Below are 18,748 nucleotides of genomic sequence, written 5' to 3' on the forward strand. Positions count from 1 at the left end.
CAATCTCACTTGTTTGAGAGAGGATCATTCCAGTACGTATTCCATGGTCTGTTTCATAGATCGTTACAATCTTACGCTGACCTGCACGACCTTGAACGGTCTGACTTTGACCTTTCAGAAGCGAAGTGTCCTCACGGTACACAAGCACTGGTGCGATTTCTTCTATGCTAACAACGCTTTCTCGACTCTTAATAGGCTTAGTACCAACTAGGATAATCTCGGGTTGAGAGGCAACTATATTTTCCTCACGGACGGAGAGAACCTTTTCTGTTTTTACTCCATCCAGTGTTTGGTATATCTTCACAACACTCTTAGAGCCTGCACGACCTGACTGTTTCAGCTGAGTTTGATCTGTATAGAGATCAGAGCTAACCTCAGTCAAGCGTTCGTAAGGAATTAATACCGTTTCACGAACTTCTTCTTCCCCTTCTACAGCTTTGGTCCCTATTAAGACAACTTGATGGATCGGTTCCTTGGTAATAGTATTAGATAACTCACGACGTGTTTCTACACCATTGTCACTACTAATTTCTGTAATGATGGTACGCTGACCTTTCTCTCCTGCAACCAAGACCTTGGTTTGACCTTTTGGTAAGCTAGCACTATCCCTATATTCAGTAGTAAAGTCAGTCTCCTCTATACGGGTTTCTACACTTGGTTTTTCAACCATTGGCGATAGAGGACCATCTTCTGGAGTAGTACGACCGATAACCTTCACACCCTGATAGATGATTGTTGGGGTTGCTTCTTGCACAATTTCACTGGTTTGAGAAAGGATAATTCCAGTACGTATACCGTGGTCTGTTTCATAGATAGTGATAATCTTACGCTGACCTGCACGACCTTGAACAGTCTGACTTTGACCTTTCAGAAGCGAAGTGTCCTCACGGTACACAAGTACTGGTGCGATTTCTTCTATGCTAACAACGCTTTCTCGACTCTTAATAGGCTTAGTACCAACTAGGATAATCTCGGGTTGAGAGGCAACTATATTTTCCTCACGGACAGAGAGAACCTTGTCTGTTTTCACGCCATCCAGTGTTTGGTATAGCTTCACAACAGTCTTAGAACCTGCACGACCTGAATGTTTCAGCTGAGTTTGATCTGTATAGAGATCAGAGCTAACCTCAGTCAAGCGTTCGTACGGAATTGATACCGTTTCACGAACTTCTTCTTTCCCTTCTACAGCTGGAATACGAGTGTAGTCAATTATCATATCACGTGTAACATCTTCTGGAAGGGAAAGAATATAACTTCTTCCATCCTGTGCTAAAACTAGGTTTTTATCTTGATATTTAGCTTGATAACCTGTCACAACTGGAGCCGTTGACTGATCTGTTCCAACACGTCCTGCATTACTACGGTCGTTAGGATAAGTTATTTTTATTGTCTCTGACGGTAATTTTAGTACCCATTGTCCAAGTTTGCGATAATGAATAGCATCCACTCTTGCTGGGATATTTGGAGTACTTGATAATTCTGGTTTCTCCAATTCATTTGCTAGATAACCACTCACAACTGGAGCTGAAACTGCTGGAAATTTATTTTGTTCAGCAATCCAACCCGTATAAAGAACAGCTTTGGTTACAAGATTAACAGTTGCTGTTCTTCTATAATTAAGAACAGCTTCGTGAGCAGGCGCAATTTCCTCACCTTGTGTATTCAAGAAACGAGTCGTACGACTAACCGACTTCTGTAAGTCTTTTTCTGTCAAACCAGCTGGCCAAGTAAGCTTCAACTGGCTATCTACCAATGAATCTTTTTCTTTATACTGACTAGCATCAATCTTCTCCACCCTTGGTGTAAGCACAATAGTAAATTGAGTAACCACACGACTGTTGTCACCATAAACAGGAGTTAGTATCTGATGAAATTCATCTGTAACAATCCGATAACCTTTGTTCAAGAAAGATAAAATTTCCCTGTCTACAGACTTACTATCAATCACTTCACCTGTTTTTCCAGTTAAAGAAACAGTTGATAAGACCGCTTTATTAGATTGATTCACAAAACGAATCTGAGCACTTTGATTATCTTTATCATAACGAATGATGCTATCTTGGGTGGCATCATCAGGACGTGGTGCTAGATATCCTTCTGCTGGACGATCCGTATTTTTCAAGGTCAAATAATTCCCATCTTTCCCAATCGCACGGTAACCCGCTATATAAGGAATGGTAACCGTGCTATGATTGCCGATAACACTCGCATCTAAATAGCTATTGGGATAAGATATCCTATTCATTTCAGAATTTGGAGTTTGAACAATCCAAGAACCTAATTTCTTATAACGGACACTAGTTGTCACCGAAATTGGTACCAAAGTATGAACATCTTTTTCGATATTTTGGTTAGTAATCAAAGATCTATCAGCCAAATATCCAGCCTGTATAGGAACAACAAGACTGTCAAACTCTGACTTAGCCAAGACCCAAGAACCATAAGTAACCGTGCCTTTAACCAGATCAACAATAGCATTACGACTATAAGCGACTGTCTGTACTGTATCTGGGAAAACTTTTCCGTCATCAGCAACATAATGTATAGTTCGGGTTACAGTTCTATTCAAATCATCGTAGCTCAAACCAGCTGGCCACCTTAAGTCATTGTTGATATCAGGATAAAGGAGAGAATCTGCCACTTTTGGATCCGTTGGTTCAACAGTGCGAGTACGGATTGGCAGACGAACATTGGTAGTATCCAGTGGAATATCTGTCACGCTATCCAAAGTCCCTGTTTGAATACCTGTTACAGTCGCCCCCTCATCCTCTGGTTGCCATTGGAAAAGAAGGGTACGATTATCATACTGAGTAACAAAAGGCAGTTTTCTACCATTAGATAATGTTAAAACCAGGCCTTTTCGAGCAAGTACCTCACCATCATAACGTATAGAAACTAATTTATCATCTGTCGTCACTTGAGCAGAAACTGCCCGAACCGTTGGATTTAAGAAATCCCAGTTAAACTTTCTAAAGGAAAGAGTATAGTCATTTTCACCATCTTCACTGTGCTCATAGAGAAGACCAAACTCACCATTACCTAGATTTTGAACAGAATTATAAGCAAACTTACCAGCTTGGACCAAATTATGTCTGATCCATTTCAAACTACCATCTGATTGAACTTCTGCAAGTCGAGCATAACCATTTTCACGACCACGTCCATTAGCATTTACTAATACAATGTACTCCCGACCATTTTGCACAGTGTGAACTGCTGAAAGTTGTACATAAACATCTGGAATATCACTAATTGTTTCAACAGCACCCCAAGTAGCACCACCATCTTTACTAGTAGAAAATTGAACATGACCACTTCGATTACGCATAAACATCTTGAGTGTTCCATCGTTTAACTCGACAACAGTAGCCTCAGTCAATTCTGCTGCTGTGTTTCTCATAGTATTAGAATTCAAAGCTTCCCCTCTGAAGATACGACCATCATTAGGAGAAGCTCCCATATGCCAAGTCAAACCATGATCATCAGAATAAATTACACGAGAAGACTGAGAACCATTGAGATGAGATACATAATTAGTTGAATACATAGGTACTACTAAACGCCCTGCATATTGACCATGCTTCAATGCAACACCTGAACCTGGACCCGTACCCAAAAATTTCATCCAATCTTTCTTTATCTGGGGTGTAATGTCCCTTGGTGCTGACCAAGTTTTTCCGTCATCATTGCTCTCTGAAATCCATATAAAATTATCCTTGGCTACACGAAAAGGCGAGTCAGTTGTTGGGGTAAAATATATATTTCCCACTAACTTACTACCATTATACAAATCACCTGTATCACTGTACTTATTTTCAGACTGAGTCGATTTAGTGATTACATGATAAGATGTCTTTTGATTATTACTATCATAAATATAATCATCTTCCCGAATAGTATATTTCTCACTACCCTTATATACTATCTGATATGTTCGACCATTGACAACTGTATAAGACTCTTCACGAGTAACACTCATACCCAAAATTCCTTGTCCTTCTGGAAAGACATCGTAGATAGAATAAATTTTCTTTGTCTTGGAATCTTGTACTAAAACCATATCAATAGAAGTAGGAGAACCAATATTAGCATTTCTAGCTCTTGGATTATCACGAATATTTAAAATATTAATTCGTTCACCCCAAGTTTTGCCTCCATCCTCACTTCGACGAACAACCATTCCAATATCACCCCAGTCAGAATAATGCAAACGACGTTCATCTGCCCCTGCAATTATTGTACCATCATTCGTTTTCAGCAAAGATGGTATGCGATAAGAATAAATCCCATCACTATTTTTCTGACCATTCAATCCAGACTGAAAAACAGCCTTATTATCTGTTAATTCAGCTGGACCAAGAGCCTTGTTTCCCTCAGGATCTCGAAGAAAAATAGTACTTCGTTGTCCTACCTCTGTGTCACTAAAGGCATAATCATAAATCGTTAGATTACGGATATCTAGATTAGTCCCCCATACTTTACCATTTCCACGTTGCATAGCTCCTAACTGCATATTGGTCAAATTTTGCATAGCTGTCAAAAAAAGACCAGATTTAGCAGAAGATTTTGATAACCTACCATTAACATAAAGTTTCGCCTCACCAGCATCTACATTAACATTAGGTCGAGAAATAGTAAAGGTCAACGAATTCCACTCATTAGGACGAATACTTTCCTTTCCATCTTCAAAACGATCGTACTGATAGCTCCCCTCTTTTCCTGTTCTAGCCTCTACAACAGGCTTGTTTCCACTTACTCCTAAAAGGAAATACTCATTTCGACTGGAAGTACTAGAGGTAGAAAATACACTATATAAATTCGGTACCGTTTCTGTTGCTTTAAACTCAACATGAACTGTAGCATTGGTTAAATTCTTGACTTTTGGTAGATCTGAACTAAGATCAATACTCTTATCTACCTTATTATTTGTCTCCACGTCATCTACCGATACCACTTCTGAACCCTTGAATATCTCACGAGCGTAGTAATCGTCTTCTTTTTTCATCTCATCAGCACTAGCTGTTACATTGACTACTGGAGCATCTTCTACTGTATTTGTATGATTAGATATTTTGTTGGAAGCATCATTAGGACTAGACACCGTACTGCTTCCTGTAACATCAGTTCCTTCTGTAACAGAAGGTTTTTTCTCAAGTTCAGCTGCACTAACAGGGCTAGACACTGAAGCTCCAAAAACCAACGCTGTACCTAATAAAACAGAACAAAGTCCAACTTTATACTTACGAAAAGAGAATAGTTGTCGCTGATTTGATGATTTTATTATTTTTTCTTTCATATTAAACCAATTTCTAACAATCAAAGGATACTATTTTTGAAGACTGAAATTTTGTCTATCAAAATCCTATAAATTTAATTATACCCCAATTATCAAGTCAAGTGCAAGAAAGTTGTTCTTCTGATTAAGTGAACATCTTGCAATCTATTTGACTTGGCTAAACAGCTTCGCTTTCTAATTTCTAGGCTCAGGCTAAAACAGTTCACTGGACTGTTTTACTCCAACATCTTAGCCATGCTATGAGTCGCGTTCGTGTCCAAATCATGAATCAGTTTCATCGAAAATCCCATGAATACAAGGCTATCAAGCGTTACTGGAAACTTATCCAACAGGATAGCCGTAAACTCAGTGATAAGAGATTTTATCGCCCTACTTTTCGTATGCACTTAACCAATAAAGAAATCCTAGACAAGCTTTTGAGCTATTCAGAAGACTTGAAAGACCACTATAATCTCTATCAGCTCTTGCTTTTTCACTTTCAGAATAAGGAACCAGAAAAATTTTTCAGACTCATTGAGGACAATCTAAAGCAGATTCATCCTCTTTTTCAGACTGTCTTTAAAACCTTTCTAAAGGACAAAGAGAAAATCGTCAATGCCCTTCAGTTACCCTATTCCAACGCCAAATTGGAAGCCACTAATAATCTCATCAAACTCATCAAGCGCAATGCCTTTGGTTTTCGAAACTTTGAAAACTTCAAAAAAAGGATTTTTATCGCGTTGAACATCAAAAAAGAAAGAGTCTGGGACAAAAATCCCTTAGCTTGCAAAAAAAGCAACGGCAAATCCGTTGCTTTTTTTGCATGGCTGCGATAGTCTTGGTAAAATAAAATTGCCCAATAAACCATTTAGAAAGGCTATCCCATGCATATTCACTATAACACAAATCAAACAACTTTACCACTAGAAATTAGTTCCTTCTTGCCACAAGACCATCTCGTTTTTACTATTGAAAAGGTGGTGAATAGCTTGGAGGATCATCACTTTCATGACTTCTATCATGAATTTGGTCGCCCATCTTATCATCCTAAGATGCTTTTAGCTACTCTGCTATTTGCCTATTCACAAGGGATTTTCTCTGGACGAAAAATTTAAAAAATGCTGGTTGAAAATCTGGCTATGCAGTACCTAACAGGACAGTTGGTTGTCAGCTACGGCACCATCAATCGGTTTCGTGTCGCTGAAGGGATGGAAGAACTCATTCGTAATCTTTTCATTGACATCAATCTTCGTTTAAAAATGGAAGAGTTAGTGACTTTAGATTGTCTGTTTATTGACGGGACTAAGATTGAAGCCAATGCCAACAAGTATAGTTTCGTGTGGAAAAAAGCAACGGACAAGTTTTCCGTCAAACTTCAAGAACAGCTACAGATCTATTTTCAAGAAGAAATCACTCCTCTTATCCATCAAGCTATCGAACTGGATACACAAGAGCCTATCTCCTCAGAGTAGTTGCTTGAATTCGCTCAAGTCCTTGAAGAAGAATTGAAAAAATTGAACTAGGACATTGAGGAGACACCCGTTACAGGAAAGGATGAACGTAAAACCCAACGTCGTAAACTCAAGAAAGTCTTGCGTCAAGTCAAGGAGGATTTTTCAGTACGTGCTGAAAAATATGAGAACTATCAGGAGACATTTGAAGGGCATAACAGTTTTTCCAAAACCGATCCAGATGCCACTTTTATGCGGATGAAGGAAGATCATATGAAAAATGGTTAACTCAAGGCTGCTTATAATCTTCAAATCGCTACTGAAAACCAATTTGTTCTTCACTATGATGTCTTCTCAAATCCGACAGACACCAAGACTCTTCTGCCATTCCTTGAAACCTATCCACATGACGTACAGACAGTTGTCGCAGATGCTGGATATGGAAGTGAAGAGAACCTCCTTCGTTTAGATGAAAAGCAGGTAAACCATCTGATTAAATATGCCATGTTTGATAAGGAACAGAAGAGAGGGTATAAACAGTCAGCTAGAAACTTAGCGAATTGGCATTATAATGACAAGGAGGATAGCTATACACATCCTGAAGAGTGGTACTATCGTTTTCACCATATCAAACATCAGAAAACACAGACGGACTTTCAACAGGAAATCGAGGTTTACTACGCTGATGAACCTGAATCAGCCCCTCAAAAGGGACTGTATATGAACGAACGCTATCAGCACTTAAAAACGAAAGAATGCCAGGCGCTTTTATCTCCCAAAGGTAGACAGATTTTCGCTCAACGCAAGATTGATGTGGAACCTGTCTTTGGGCAGATAAAGGCTTGTTTGGGTTACAAGAGATGTAATCTGAGAGGGAAGCGTCAAATGAGAATTGACATGGGATTGGTACTTATGACCGATAACCTCCTAAAATACAATAAGAGAACGACTCAAAATTAAAAAGCTAGAGTTCCGCAATTGGAAATCTCTAGCTTTTTTGTGGCTGAGAACTATTTTGTCTCAGACTCAGATCTTAGCTTTTCTCAACCCACTACAGTTGAAAAGAGCCATAAAAATGAAGAGAAGTACTATTTCTTCTCTCCATCTTTAAAATTATATTAACAAATATAGGTTATCTAAAGTTGTTAAAGCAACTCCTTTAGTTTCTAGTTTACCCATTCACCGTTGCCATTTACTTTATAACCGTCTGGTGTTGTTGTGCTGACTGCCAAAGCTCCAGAGCCATATGCATAGTACCAGTATTGGCCAACTTTAAACCAACCTGTCTTCATGATACCAGACGCATCAAGGTAGTACCAAACTCCATTTTCTTTGAGCCAGCCTGTCTTCATAGCTCCTGAGCCATCAAAGTAGAACCATCTATTTCCGTCTGTACCCCAGCCTGTAAACATAGCACCTGAGCTACTCAAGTAATACCAGCTACCATCTACTTTTACAAATCCTGTCTGCATGACACCTAGGTCATCCAAGTAGTACCATTTACCACCCGTTTTCACCCAGCCTGTCTTCAGATCACCAGACTCATAGAAATACCATTTCCCATCTGTTTTCACCCAACCAGATTGGTCTGAACTAGAAGTTCTAAATTCTTTCAGCGCTTTTTCAACTACGACTGCTTTATTTTTAACTGTTGACAAGTTAGATGAAGTCACTTCTGCATACTGGATAGCCGGACCGTAACTGCCTACCAACTCTTCTGAAGTAGCAGCATCACCAAAAGCCTGAGCAATCGTTACGGCATTATATGGGTTATTTGGGTTCTTAAAGGCAGCAATCCCCATGTGTGTAAATTTAGGACTAATCAAAGTCTGATAATGACCAGATCCACCATTTGTTGAACCACCTGATTTTTTCTTCACGTAGTCTGCTTTTTCAGCACGCCATTGTTCAAGAGCTTTTAGGAAACCATCATGGTTCCAACCCAAGTTTTCTCCTAGTACACTGTTTCCTGATGGGAAGGCGCTCCAGATTTCTTTACCAGAAAGACGAGTATGGTCCATGGTTACAGAAGCTTCTGCAGCTCTGGCAAAAGCTGCCTTTTCTAGGTCAGTCGACCATTTGATAGGGACATACTTATCTACCAAACCTTCGTCAGCTGCCTCTTTACGGATAGCATTGATGGCATCTAAGATAGCTTGTTGGTCTGGAGTCAAAAATTCTCCCTTTAATCCAACCAAAACATTGCCACTAGCAGGGTTAAGCACTTCTGAACTCAAGACATTTTCATTTCTACCATCTGCAGATTGTGTTGCTACTAGTCTGTCATTGGCAAAAACATCATTTGTCAAAACTGCTCCAGCTAAAGTCAAAGCCAAGGCGCTAGCAAATACAATTTTCTTCATTTTTTTCTCCTTTTATCCTTTGGATAGGACAGGTATTTTCAATATTAAATTATATCATATTTTCCTATTCTTTGCCCATTTCTACTAATGTTATAAGGTAAATACTATTCCCCAAAAAGTAGAAATTCCTATCCTTTTATTTCACAACAAGCTCATAACGTGTCTTACTAGTGAAGGTTTGACCAGCTTTGAGAATGACTTGGTCTTTAAGGTCACTGTGAATGGCATCTGGTAAAACTTGCGCTTCAAGGGCAATCCCATTGTGCTGTACCATTGGTTTGCCAGCCACAAGTACACTCTCATCCACAAAGTTTGCTGTGTAGACCACAAAACAAGGAGCCTCTGTCTTGAAAAGCAGGAAGCGACCCGAATTTTGGTCATAAAGGAAACCAGCATTGTCATGGCCTGCAGGAAGGGCAAATGGGTGATCCAAACCAGATACCAGCTGGATTTGCTCATCTTCTTCTGCAAAGATATCTTTCAACAAAGCACCATTGTAGAGGTGTTTAACCACATCACGAGTAGCATCTGGAGTTTTGGCCGGAACACCGTCAGGAGCGATTGGGTAAATGCCCTCTGTGTTTAGTTGGAAGACATGACGGTCAATGGTCTGCGTGAAATCACCAGACAAGTTGAAATAGCTGTGGTTGGTTGGATTGACCAGCGTATCCTGATCTGTTGTTACCTTGTAGCTGATTTCATAGGCACCAGTTTCTTCCAAGTGGTAACTAATCCAGATCTTGAGATTTCCTGGAAATCCTCCTATCCCATCTGTACGCTCTGTGTAGAGGGTCAAGCCATGGTCGCTCACTTCAACTAGTTCAAACAAGCTGGAATCCCAACCAGTTGAACCACTGTGGTTGCAGTTGCTAGCATTGTTGACTTCAAGGTCATAGGTCTTGCCATTAAGCTCAAAGGTCGCGCCAGCAATACGACCTGCCACAGGACCTACACTAGCTCCATGCTTGGGACTATTGCCTACATAGCTATCAAAGTCATCAAATCCCAAGATTACATTGGCAAAATTTCCAGCCTTGTCAGGCGTGACATAGCGCAAGATGGTCGCACCATAAGTCATAACCTCAAGCTGGTAGCCACCGTCTGTCTCAAAACGATAGGCCAAGACATCCTTGCCCTCAACATTTCCAAATACACGCTCTGTGTATGCTTTCATTCTGTTCTCCTTTTACTATTTCTCTCAAGCAAACAAACCATAGAAAGCCTACTGACAATCTATGGTTTACTTGTATGATTTACAAACTCCTTTATCAAGAATCTATAAACGCAGTATTACTTTTGATATTCGTGGATGATAACACCTTGTACCACACGGTTTACTGTACCTGTAGGAGACGGTGTATCTGGTTTATTTTCTACCTTGAGTGAAGTCAATAGGGCAAAGAGTTGGGCATAAACGATGTAAGGGAAGACACGGTAAATATCATTCAAGACACCGCCACAACCAAGGGCCACTTCTTTGACATTTGCAAGACCAAAGGCTTGATCACTCAAAAGCACAACACGGCGAGCAATCTGGTCACCAGCAACTTCACGAACCAAATCCAAGTCGTACTTGCGAGTGTAGTCTGTTGTTGTACCAAAGACCAAGACAACTGTATCTTCGTTGATCAGTGATTTTGGACCGTGACGGAAGCCGACTGGGCTTTCATACATAGTCGCAACTTGACCAGCAGTCAGTTCCAAAATCTTGAGCTGAGCTTCATGAGCAAGTCCAAAGAAAGGACCAGCGCCTAGATAGATGACACGGTTAAAGTCTAGGTCAACAAGTTCTTTGACATCTTCTGCATTGTCTAGAATTTTACGGGCAAGACTAGATACAACTTCAAAACGTTCAGACTTAACAGCAAATTCTGTAGGATCAAAGACTAAGAGAGCTGTCAACATCATAGACGTAAAGCTAGAGGTCATGGCAAAGCCAGCATCATTAGAAGCAGCTGGTTGCAAAAGCAAGAGATTGCGGTCATCTCCATGAGCTTGAAGAGCCAATTTACCATCTGCTGCACAAGTAATAGTCACTTGATAAAGCTCATCCACCAAGGCTTTTGCCAAATCAACAGTCGCCACACTTTCGGGAGAGTTCCCACTACGAGCAAAAGATACAAGGACAGTTGCCACATCTTTTTTCAAATAAGTTTCTGGATTGGCAACGATATCTGTTGTCGCAATAGCATTGAAATTCCATTTGCGTTCGTCATAGACTTCCTTAAAGTAAGGCACCAAGGTATCTCCCACATAAGCAGAAGTCCCAGCACCTGTCAAAATAACCTTGATATAGTCATGTTTATCCGCAATCTCTTGCAGGAAGGCTGCAATTTCTTCACGTTTTGCTTGATAAGATTCAAAAGCTTCTCTCCATACATCTGGTTGTTGGTAGATTTCACGTGTAGTGATTTCTGCACCCAATTCGAGCAAATCTTCTTTTGTATAATGTAGCATTGAGTTCCTCTTTTTCTATTAAATATGGGAATGGGAGTAAGCCCCATTCCCATGTATATTCTATATAAAATGCTCTAACGATTTTCACGTTGTCACATCGTATACTCAATGAAAATCAAAGAGCAAACTAGGAAACTAGCCGCAAGCTGCTCAAAACACTGTTTTGAGGTTGCAGATAGAACTGACGAAGTCAGTAACATCTATACGGCAAGGCGACCCTAGTATGGTTTAAAGAGATTTTCGAAGAGTATTATTCATCTTCGTCATCATCGAAGCCAGCTAACAGGTCATTAACTTTCACAATGCTTTCTGCAGCACGGTTCTTATAGTCCGCATCTGCACCTGTAAGGCTCGCATTGATAAATTCAATCACCATTGGAAGATTCATCCCTGCGTAAAGTTCGATGTCACGACCTTCCATAATCAAACGGCTTACCACGTTACATGGTGTTCCACCGAGAAGATCCGCAAAGACTAGGAAATCATCCAAACCTTCAATAGCTGCTTCAAATTTTGCAGTAAATTCTTCTGGGCCATCTTCTGGAAGAAGAGCCACTGCATGAATATTGTCTTGTGGACCCATGATCATTTCAGTGCTACCTTTAAGTTCTTCACAGAAGCGACCATGACTCACCAAAATTAATGATTTAGCCATAAATTATGCGCCCATTCCAAGTACAAATTTACCAAAGGCAGAAAGACCTACTGCAAGAGCGATAATGATACCGATAGCTTTAGTAGAGGTCATACCTTTCTTACCAAGCAACCAGAAGATAAAGGCAGTAAAGATTGCTGGAAGCAAACGTGGGAAGATTTGGTTCAAGATGTCTTGGAAATCAATCATCTTTTCACCGATTGGCAACTTGTAAGAAATTTCAAAGTTGATCATTGTTGCTACAAGAGCACCCATCATGAAGACACCAAGTACAGATGCAGCGTCAATCAAAGCTGTCAAGGTACTTTGCATATTGTTGATAAGGTTAACCCCTTCTTTGTAGGCAAATTCCAACTGTTTCCAACGGAAGATATCATACGCTACTGCAACTGCAATCCAAAGGAAGATACCCCAAGGTTGACCACCGATAGCCATAGTTGCTGCGATAGATCCCATGATCGCAGGTACAAGTGAACCAAAGATTGTATCTCCAAGAGGAGCGAATGGTCCCATCAAACCTGTCTTGATACCATTAACGGCGTCTTTTGAACCCACACCATCTTTTTCTTCCATGGCAAGGTCAAAACCAGCGATAATGGTGTGGAAGAATGGTGAAGTATTGAAGAATTGAGTATGAACTTTCATCATTTCTTTCAATTCAGGAGTTCCATCCCCATACATTTTACGCAATTGAGGCAAGATCATGTAAAGGTAACCAGAAGCTTGCATACGTTCGTAGTTCCAACCCAATTGGAAAGTAAACAAGCTACGTTTGTTGATTTGATTAAAATCTTCTTTTGTAAGTTTGTAATTAGAATTCGTCATCTTCGATTTCCCCACTTTCTGATGGTGTAGAAGGTTCTGCTACAGCTACTTTTTGGCTATTTTTGAAGTGAAGCACTGCAAGGAAGATACCTACGATAGAGATACCAATCATAGACAAACCTTTGAAGTTGTTCACGAAACCAATTTTTTCAGCAACATCTTTCGGTAGAGTACCTACGATACCAGCAACAGCGCCACCAAGACCTGTTACATATGAGTAAAGAACAGTCAACATAGCTGTCAAACCAAATCCCATTGCAAGGTAGTGAAGGTTACGTTTAACTGGAAGGTAACGAAGCAAGATTGCAAATCCAAGACCTGGAAGCATACGTCCTGCAAGTGTCAAACCATCTGCAACCCACTGGTATTTTGTAACGAAGTCTACTACGTGTTGTACAAATTCACCACCAAATGCAAGCGCGAAGAAGACTGGAAGGGCACGAGATAAAGCCCAAGGAATCGCACCAAGCAAGTAGTTACGTTCAATACCTTTATAGTCAAAGCGTTCGATTGCAGCATCAATACGGTGTGCGAAGAAAGTAGTTGTCATACGTCCAAGAACGTCGAAGTATGTCAAGAGAGCTGCTACTGGTACAGCGATTGTTGTGATCGCAAGTGCTGTATCAATTCCTTGTGAAACAGAGAAGGCTGTCGCAAGAACCGCACCAGAAGTTGCGTCGATACGAGAAGCACCACCGAAGGTACCAACCCCAAGAACGAACAGTTGCAAGTTACCACCGATAAGCAGACCAGTAGTCACATCTCCCATAATCAAACCAGTAATGAAACCAGCAAATACAGGGGAACCTGCAGATGAAACGATCGTCAACTCATCACAGATTTGATAAGCTGAGTACAAAGTGAGAAGTAAAATTTGCCACCATTGTATCATAACAATGACCTCCTAAAAATTTTTTCCTATTTTAATAAGCTCAAAAAGTCTGAAATTGGATCATTTGGAACCATTTGAGCAGTAAGTTTAACACCTTTTTCTGCCAATTTGTGGAAGTCTTCCACATCCTTGTCCACTACGTTGATAGAACGTGTGATGGCGCGAGTTTCTGGTGTTTGAGACATATTCCCAACATTAAGGGTTTCAATTGGTACACCTGCTTCTACCAAACCAAGGAAGCGGTCTGGTTTACGAGCCACGATAAAGAGACGTTGGCTATCGTATTTTCCAGCAAGAATATTGGCTGCCGCTTTCTCAATTGGCAAAATACTCAACTTCACACCTGGTGGTGTTGCAAGTTTCAAACCACTCTTTTCAACGTCGTTGTTGACAACTTCGTCATCTACAACCATGATACGTGAAACATTTAGTTTTCCAGCCCATAGATTGGCTACTTGTCCGTGGATCAAACGTCCATCGATACGGCATCCTACAATTGTCATAAGTTTTCCCCCTTTATGTGTTTTAGTGTAGGTTTACGAGTTAAATGAATCTCTTCTTTATATTGGCCCTCTGTTTCAAAGATGATGATACGATTGGCACCTTCCTTGAGATAGCTATGAGGGATATAAAGCGAGAGGGTTGGGCCGACGTTCCAAAAACGTCCTAGATTCTGCCCGTTTACAAAGGCAACTCCCTTACCAAACTCAGACAAGTCTAGGTAAGTATCTTTTGGCTCTTCGACTGTAAAGTCATAAGCGTAAAAGGCTGGTTGTCCTTCTGTCCATCCTTTTGAAAAATCAATTTTCTCAGGATTGTCTAGTGGGAGTGGATAGTGTTTCCAGTTTAGTAAGAAGTGCAAATCCTTACAAACCCCTGTCCGAATTCCCTTACGTTGCGTATCCGCTAAGAACTTATGTCCATAGTTGACACGCCCCATATTTTCTACCAAGATATCTAGCCTAGATAGCGCTTTCTTTTCACCTTGATAAAAAATATCTTCCCCAATCTCTGTCTGATATTGGGTTTCAACCCACTGACCATCGACATAAAGCTGAGCCCTATCTCGACCGTCAATGATACGAAGTCTTTCTTCTTCTGCATCCCAGTTTGTTTCTGTTCGATAAAGTAGATAGCCATAGCTTTGTCCCAACTCCTCCATCTTTTTAGGATAGAGGCTTTCTACTGGACTTGACAAGCTATCCAAGGTTTCAAACAAGGAAACTTTTTCAACTAGTGGAATAGCATCCAACTCCATACTCTCTTTGTAGAGTGGCTCCAACTGCGGATACTCTGGAAAATGTGTTGCCATCATCTTCTTGACTGCCAGATATTTGGCAGTTGGATTTCCTTCCTCATCTAGAAGGGCATCGTAATCATAAGATGTAACTTGTGGCAGGTCCAAAGTCCCTCGAGCTGAGCAACCATTCATGAAGCCAAAGTTTGTACCACCGTGGAACATGTAAAGATTGATAGAGCCTTGTTCCAAAACTTCTCGAACTGCATCTGCCAACTCTTTTGGATCCCGTGTGATAATCGGTTCTTTCCAACGATTGAACCAGCCGTCCCAGAACTCCATACACATGAGCGGCCATTTCTTGCCATGCTCATCAAAGAATTCCTGCATCTGTGAAAAGTTATAAGGTGCCTTAGAACCAAAGTTCCCTGTCACAAAGAGGTCATCTTCGATTAAGGTTCCAGCTTTCAGAGTAGCTCTCCATGGACCATCTGATGTAAAGAGTGGACAGGTTACGCCACGCTCTTCCATCAACTGTCGAATTGCTCTTAGGTAAGCCTTATCTTCGCCATAAGAACCATACTCATTTTCAACCTGCATCATAAGGATATTGCCATCATTGTCCAACAAATGTGGCACCAACCGTGACAAGAGCTGGTCATAGTAGCGACCGACAGCTTCAATATAAGCAGGATCTGAGGAACGAAGCCTCATATCTTTGGTTAAAAGCCAAGCTGGTAAGCCACCGAATTCCCACTCCGCACAGATGAAGGGTGACGGACGAACGATAGCGTAGAGACCCAAATCTTGTGCTGTCTGAAGAAATCGCTCCAAATCCAGAGCTCCTTCAAAGTGAAACTCACCCTCACGAGGCTCGTGTAAATTCCAGGCCACATAAGTCTCTACTGTATTAAAACCAAGAGCCTTCAAGTTATAGAGCGAATGATACCAATCTTCTGGAGGAACCCTAAAATAATGAATGGCGCCAGATAAAATCTTAAATGATTTTCCATCGAGATAAAAATCATCCCGTATCTCAAATCGTGTCATATTCTTACCTTCTGACAATAAAGTTTACGCTTTCATTTGTTGATATAGTAAATATATCTCAATATCTTACATTTGTCAATAGGTTTTCACAATTTTTTTCATTTTTCACTAAATTTTACACAAAAAACTTATAAAAATCTTGTAATCTATAGTCATAACAACATTTTAGCACCATGTATAAAAATGTAGGTTTTTCTATTTATTCCTATGTAAATTAACCTTATAGCCTATTATTCTAATTTTTTTATTCAAAAGGCTACTATTCTTTCCAGTTTTATGGTAAAATCTTTAACGGAGAAGGAAAATCGAGGTGAAAATATGGCAATTCCAAAGTATCAATATATTAAAGATGAGTTAAAGAACAAAATCATTTCTGGTCAATTTGCCAGTGGAGATAAATTCTACACTGAAGCTGAATTGATTGCAATGTATGATGTTAGTTCTATCACAGTTGTTCGCGCTTTAAACGACCTTGCCAAGGATGGCTATATTGTCCGTCAACAAGGAAAGGGTACATTCGTTTCACGCGCACGCAAACACAAACTCGTAGAGTTTTCAGATGTAGAAGTTTTTGAAACTAAAGATGATAAAGTTACCGTCCTTTCTATTGAGCGTGGAAATAAACTAAGCTACTTAGAAAAACTTGGACTACGCGGAGATCAGTTCTACTACAAGATTGAACGCGTTCGCGAAACAGGTGGTGTTGTGTACATCTACCATACATCTTACATCCCAGAACAATACATCAACGCAAATTATCCAAATCTTGAATATTATAGCTCTATCTATAACCGTTTCAAATTGGATTACCACATTCACATGAATGATGAACATTTTGAAGAAATCAATGAAATAGCATTTCCAACTCCAGAACATGCGGCTTCAATCCTCGGAGTCGATGAACAATTCCCAACCGTTTTACAAACCAAGACTACTAAACTAGAGTCTACTGGTCAAGTTCTTGCATACAGCGAAACATATAAACGCGCAGATTACTACAAAATCAAATTCATTTCATGTGACCGTGATCACTAAGAAGAAAGCCTAAGCCTTGCTTGGGCTTTTTCTATGCTTATTATATGACATTAAAAATGTATTTTCTATATGTAAATTAAGATAGACTAAATTTGTTTAAATTTTACTAAAATATAGGTAATTTTTATCAAAAATACTTGAAGACAAAATAAAAATCGAAGTTCTTCTACTCCTATAAATAGAGTAATAGAACTTCGATTTTTATTCTAATTATCCTAAACCAAGACGGTCAAAGATATCATCCACTCGTTTGGTGTAATAAAGAGGGTTGAAGATTTCATCGATTTCTTCTTGAGTGAGGCGAGAAGTTACCTCTGGATCTGCTTCAAGAAGTGGTTTAAAGTCTACTTGATTGTCCCAAGAGTAGGCTGTTTTTGGTTGTACCAAGTCATAGGCTTGCTCACGGGTCATTCCTTTTTCAATCAAGGTCAACATAGCACGTTGACTGAAAATCAAACCAAAAGTCGAGTTCATGTTGCGGATCATGTTTTCTGGGAAGACTGTCAAATTCTTGACAATATTTCCAAAACGGTTAAGCATGTAGTCAATCAAAATAGTCGTATCTGGTGTAATGATGCGCTCAGCTGATGAGTGAGAGATATCACGTTCGTGCCAGAGAGCTACGTTCTCATAGGCAGTAATCATGTGACCACGGATAACACGCGCTAGACCTGTCATGTTCTCAGAACCGATAGGGTTGCGTTTGTGAGGCATTGCAGATGAACCTTTTTGCCCTTTAGCAAAGAATTCTTCCACTTCACGTTGTTCTGATTTTTGCAAACCACGAATCTCAGTCGCCATACGTTCGATTGAAGTCGCGATGCTGGCAAGAACCGCAAAGTACTCAGCGTGAAGGTCACGAGGAAGGACCTGTGTAGAGATTTCTTGAGCACGAATACCCAATTTGTCGCAGACATATTGCTCTACGAATGGTGGGATGTTGGCAAAGTTACCAACCGCACCAGAAATCTTACCAGCTTCCACTCCAGCAGCCGCATGCTCGAAACGCTCGATGTTGCGCTTCATTTCGCTATACCAAGTCGCCAATTTCAGACCAAAGGTTGTAGGCTCAGCGTGCACACCGTGGGTACGCCCCATCATGATGGTGAACTTGTGCTCCTTAGCCTTATCAGCGATGATGTTAGTGAAATTTTCAAGATCACGACGGATGATGTCGTTGGCCTGCTTGTATAGGTAACCGTAGGCCGTATCTACCACGTCAGTAGAAGTCAAACCATAGTGGACCCACTTGCGCTCTTCACCAAGAGTCTCAGAAACCGCACGTGTGAAGGCAACCACATCGTGACGAGTCTCTCGCTCAATCTCCAAAATACGGTCGATGTCAAAGTCCGCTTTTTCACGAATCAAAGCCACATCTTCCTTAGGGATTTCCCCCAACTCAGCCCATGCCTCATCAGCCAAGATTTCCACCTCAAGCCAAGCACGGTATTTATTTTCTTCACTCCAAATATTCGCCATCTCAGGACGAGAGTAACGGTCGATCATGT

At 40.4% G+C, this 18,748-nt stretch carries 11 protein-coding genes and 2 pseudogenes; 3 read left to right on the plus strand and 10 right to left on the minus strand.

All coding sequences use genetic code 11. The features are described from left to right. Nucleotides 1–5,296: G5 domain-containing protein (locus O3599_RS05280; protein ID WP_371512210.1), on the minus strand; the 5,296-nt coding region annotated here is incomplete at its 3' end. A 215-nt stretch (nucleotides 5,297–5,511) separates the two neighbouring features. Here O3599_RS05280 and O3599_RS05285 point away from each other — a divergent pair. Together O3599_RS05285 and O3599_RS05290 are read left to right on the plus strand one after the other, a co-directional pair. Beyond that, nucleotides 5,512–6,111, plus strand: a pseudogene (locus O3599_RS05285) (transposase); the annotation flags it as partial. Nucleotides 6,112–6,159: 48 nt separating this feature from the next. Then, nucleotides 6,160–7,686, plus strand: a pseudogene (locus O3599_RS05290) (IS1182 family transposase). Between the two features lie 206 nt (nucleotides 7,687–7,892). On the opposite strand, the gene O3599_RS05295 reads toward O3599_RS05290, so the two are convergent. From O3599_RS05295 to O3599_RS05330, 8 genes are all read right to left on the minus strand, one after another. Further along, the gene (locus O3599_RS05295; RefSeq protein ID WP_045597438.1) at nucleotides 7,893–9,089 is read right to left on the minus strand and encodes a CAP domain-containing protein; all 1,197 of its coding nucleotides are present in this window, start codon (nucleotides 9,087–9,089) and stop codon (nucleotides 7,893–7,895) included. 136 nt (nucleotides 9,090–9,225) lie between these two features. Further along, nucleotides 9,226–10,263 carry an aldose epimerase family protein gene (locus O3599_RS05300; protein WP_045606548.1) on the minus strand — a complete coding sequence of 346 codons (1,038 nt, stop codon included), beginning with the start codon at nucleotides 10,261–10,263 and terminating at the stop codon, nucleotides 9,226–9,228. A gap of 116 nt (nucleotides 10,264–10,379) precedes the next feature. Then, nucleotides 10,380–11,546 (minus strand): SIS domain-containing protein, encoded by a 1,167-nt coding sequence (locus O3599_RS05305; protein WP_033686122.1) that lies wholly within the window; start codon nucleotides 11,544–11,546, stop codon nucleotides 10,380–10,382. 250 nt (nucleotides 11,547–11,796) lie between these two features. Next, nucleotides 11,797–12,201 carry a PTS sugar transporter subunit IIA gene (locus O3599_RS05310; protein ID WP_020903318.1) on the minus strand — a complete coding sequence of 135 codons (405 nt, stop codon included), beginning with the start codon at nucleotides 12,199–12,201 and terminating at the stop codon, nucleotides 11,797–11,799. A gap of 3 nt (nucleotides 12,202–12,204) precedes the next feature. Beyond that, a complete protein-coding gene (locus tag O3599_RS05315; RefSeq protein ID WP_020903317.1) occupies nucleotides 12,205–13,026 on the minus strand; it encodes a PTS system mannose/fructose/sorbose family transporter subunit IID in 822 nt (273 codons plus the stop codon). Then, nucleotides 13,013–13,918 carry a PTS mannose/fructose/sorbose/N-acetylgalactosamine transporter subunit IIC gene (locus tag O3599_RS05320; protein ID WP_033685253.1) on the minus strand — a complete coding sequence of 302 codons (906 nt, stop codon included), beginning with the start codon at nucleotides 13,916–13,918 and terminating at the stop codon, nucleotides 13,013–13,015. Before O3599_RS05320 ends, O3599_RS05315 begins: the two co-directional genes overlap by 14 nt. Nucleotides 13,919–13,944: 26 nt before the next feature. Beyond that, nucleotides 13,945–14,421: a PTS system mannose/fructose/N-acetylgalactosamine-transporter subunit IIB gene (locus O3599_RS05325; protein WP_020903315.1), complete on the minus strand. Its 477-nt coding sequence runs from the start codon at nucleotides 14,419–14,421 to the stop codon at nucleotides 13,945–13,947. After that, nucleotides 14,418–16,205: a beta-galactosidase family protein gene (locus tag O3599_RS05330; RefSeq protein ID WP_371512212.1), complete on the minus strand. Its 1,788-nt coding sequence runs from the start codon at nucleotides 16,203–16,205 to the stop codon at nucleotides 14,418–14,420. The genes O3599_RS05325 and O3599_RS05330 overlap by 4 nt, the downstream gene beginning before the upstream one ends. Nucleotides 16,206–16,523: 318 nt before the next feature. Between O3599_RS05330 and O3599_RS05335 the strand changes: the two genes are divergently transcribed. Beyond that, nucleotides 16,524–17,240, plus strand: a complete 717-nt coding sequence (locus O3599_RS05335; protein ID WP_001007193.1) for a GntR family transcriptional regulator — start codon at nucleotides 16,524–16,526, stop codon at nucleotides 17,238–17,240. Between the two features lie 210 nt (nucleotides 17,241–17,450). On the opposite strand, the gene purB is transcribed toward O3599_RS05335, so the two are convergent. Continuing rightward, nucleotides 17,451–18,746, minus strand: coding sequence for an adenylosuccinate lyase (purB, locus tag O3599_RS05340; protein ID WP_247939340.1), 1,296 nt, complete (start codon nucleotides 18,744–18,746; stop codon nucleotides 17,451–17,453). Nucleotides 18,747–18,748 lie beyond the last annotated feature (2 nt).

Source organism: Streptococcus sp. 27098_8_103 (genome assembly GCF_041432345.1).
Lineage (GTDB): Bacteria > Bacillota > Bacilli > Lactobacillales > Streptococcaceae > Streptococcus > Streptococcus mitis_BV.

Excerpts from the sequence above, each read along its gene's own strand:
- O3599_RS05325 (WP_020903315.1), bottom strand. The coding sequence starts at position 14,421 with ATGACAATTGTAGGATGCCGTATCGATGGACGTTTGATCCACGGACAA.
- O3599_RS05335 (WP_001007193.1), top strand. The coding sequence starts at position 16,524 with ATGGCAATTCCAAAGTATCAATATATTAAAGATGAGTTAAAGAACAAA.
- purB (WP_247939340.1), bottom strand. The coding sequence starts at position 18,746 with ATGATCGACCGTTACTCTCGTCCTGAGATGGCGAATATTTGGAGTGAA.
- O3599_RS05295 (WP_045597438.1), bottom strand. The coding sequence starts at position 9,089 with ATGAAGAAAATTGTATTTGCTAGCGCCTTGGCTTTGACTTTAGCTGGA.
- O3599_RS05305 (WP_033686122.1), bottom strand. The coding sequence starts at position 11,546 with ATGCTACATTATACAAAAGAAGATTTGCTCGAATTGGGTGCAGAAATC.
- O3599_RS05315 (WP_020903317.1), bottom strand. The coding sequence starts at position 13,026 with ATGACGAATTCTAATTACAAACTTACAAAAGAAGATTTTAATCAAATC.
- O3599_RS05310 (WP_020903318.1), bottom strand. The coding sequence starts at position 12,201 with ATGGCTAAATCATTAATTTTGGTGAGTCATGGTCGCTTCTGTGAAGAA.
- O3599_RS05320 (WP_033685253.1), bottom strand. The coding sequence starts at position 13,918 with ATGATACAATGGTGGCAAATTTTACTTCTCACTTTGTACTCAGCTTAT.
- O3599_RS05300 (WP_045606548.1), bottom strand. The coding sequence starts at position 10,263 with ATGAAAGCATACACAGAGCGTGTATTTGGAAATGTTGAGGGCAAGGAT.
- O3599_RS05330 (WP_371512212.1), bottom strand. The coding sequence starts at position 16,205 with ATGACACGATTTGAGATACGGGATGATTTTTATCTCGATGGAAAATCA.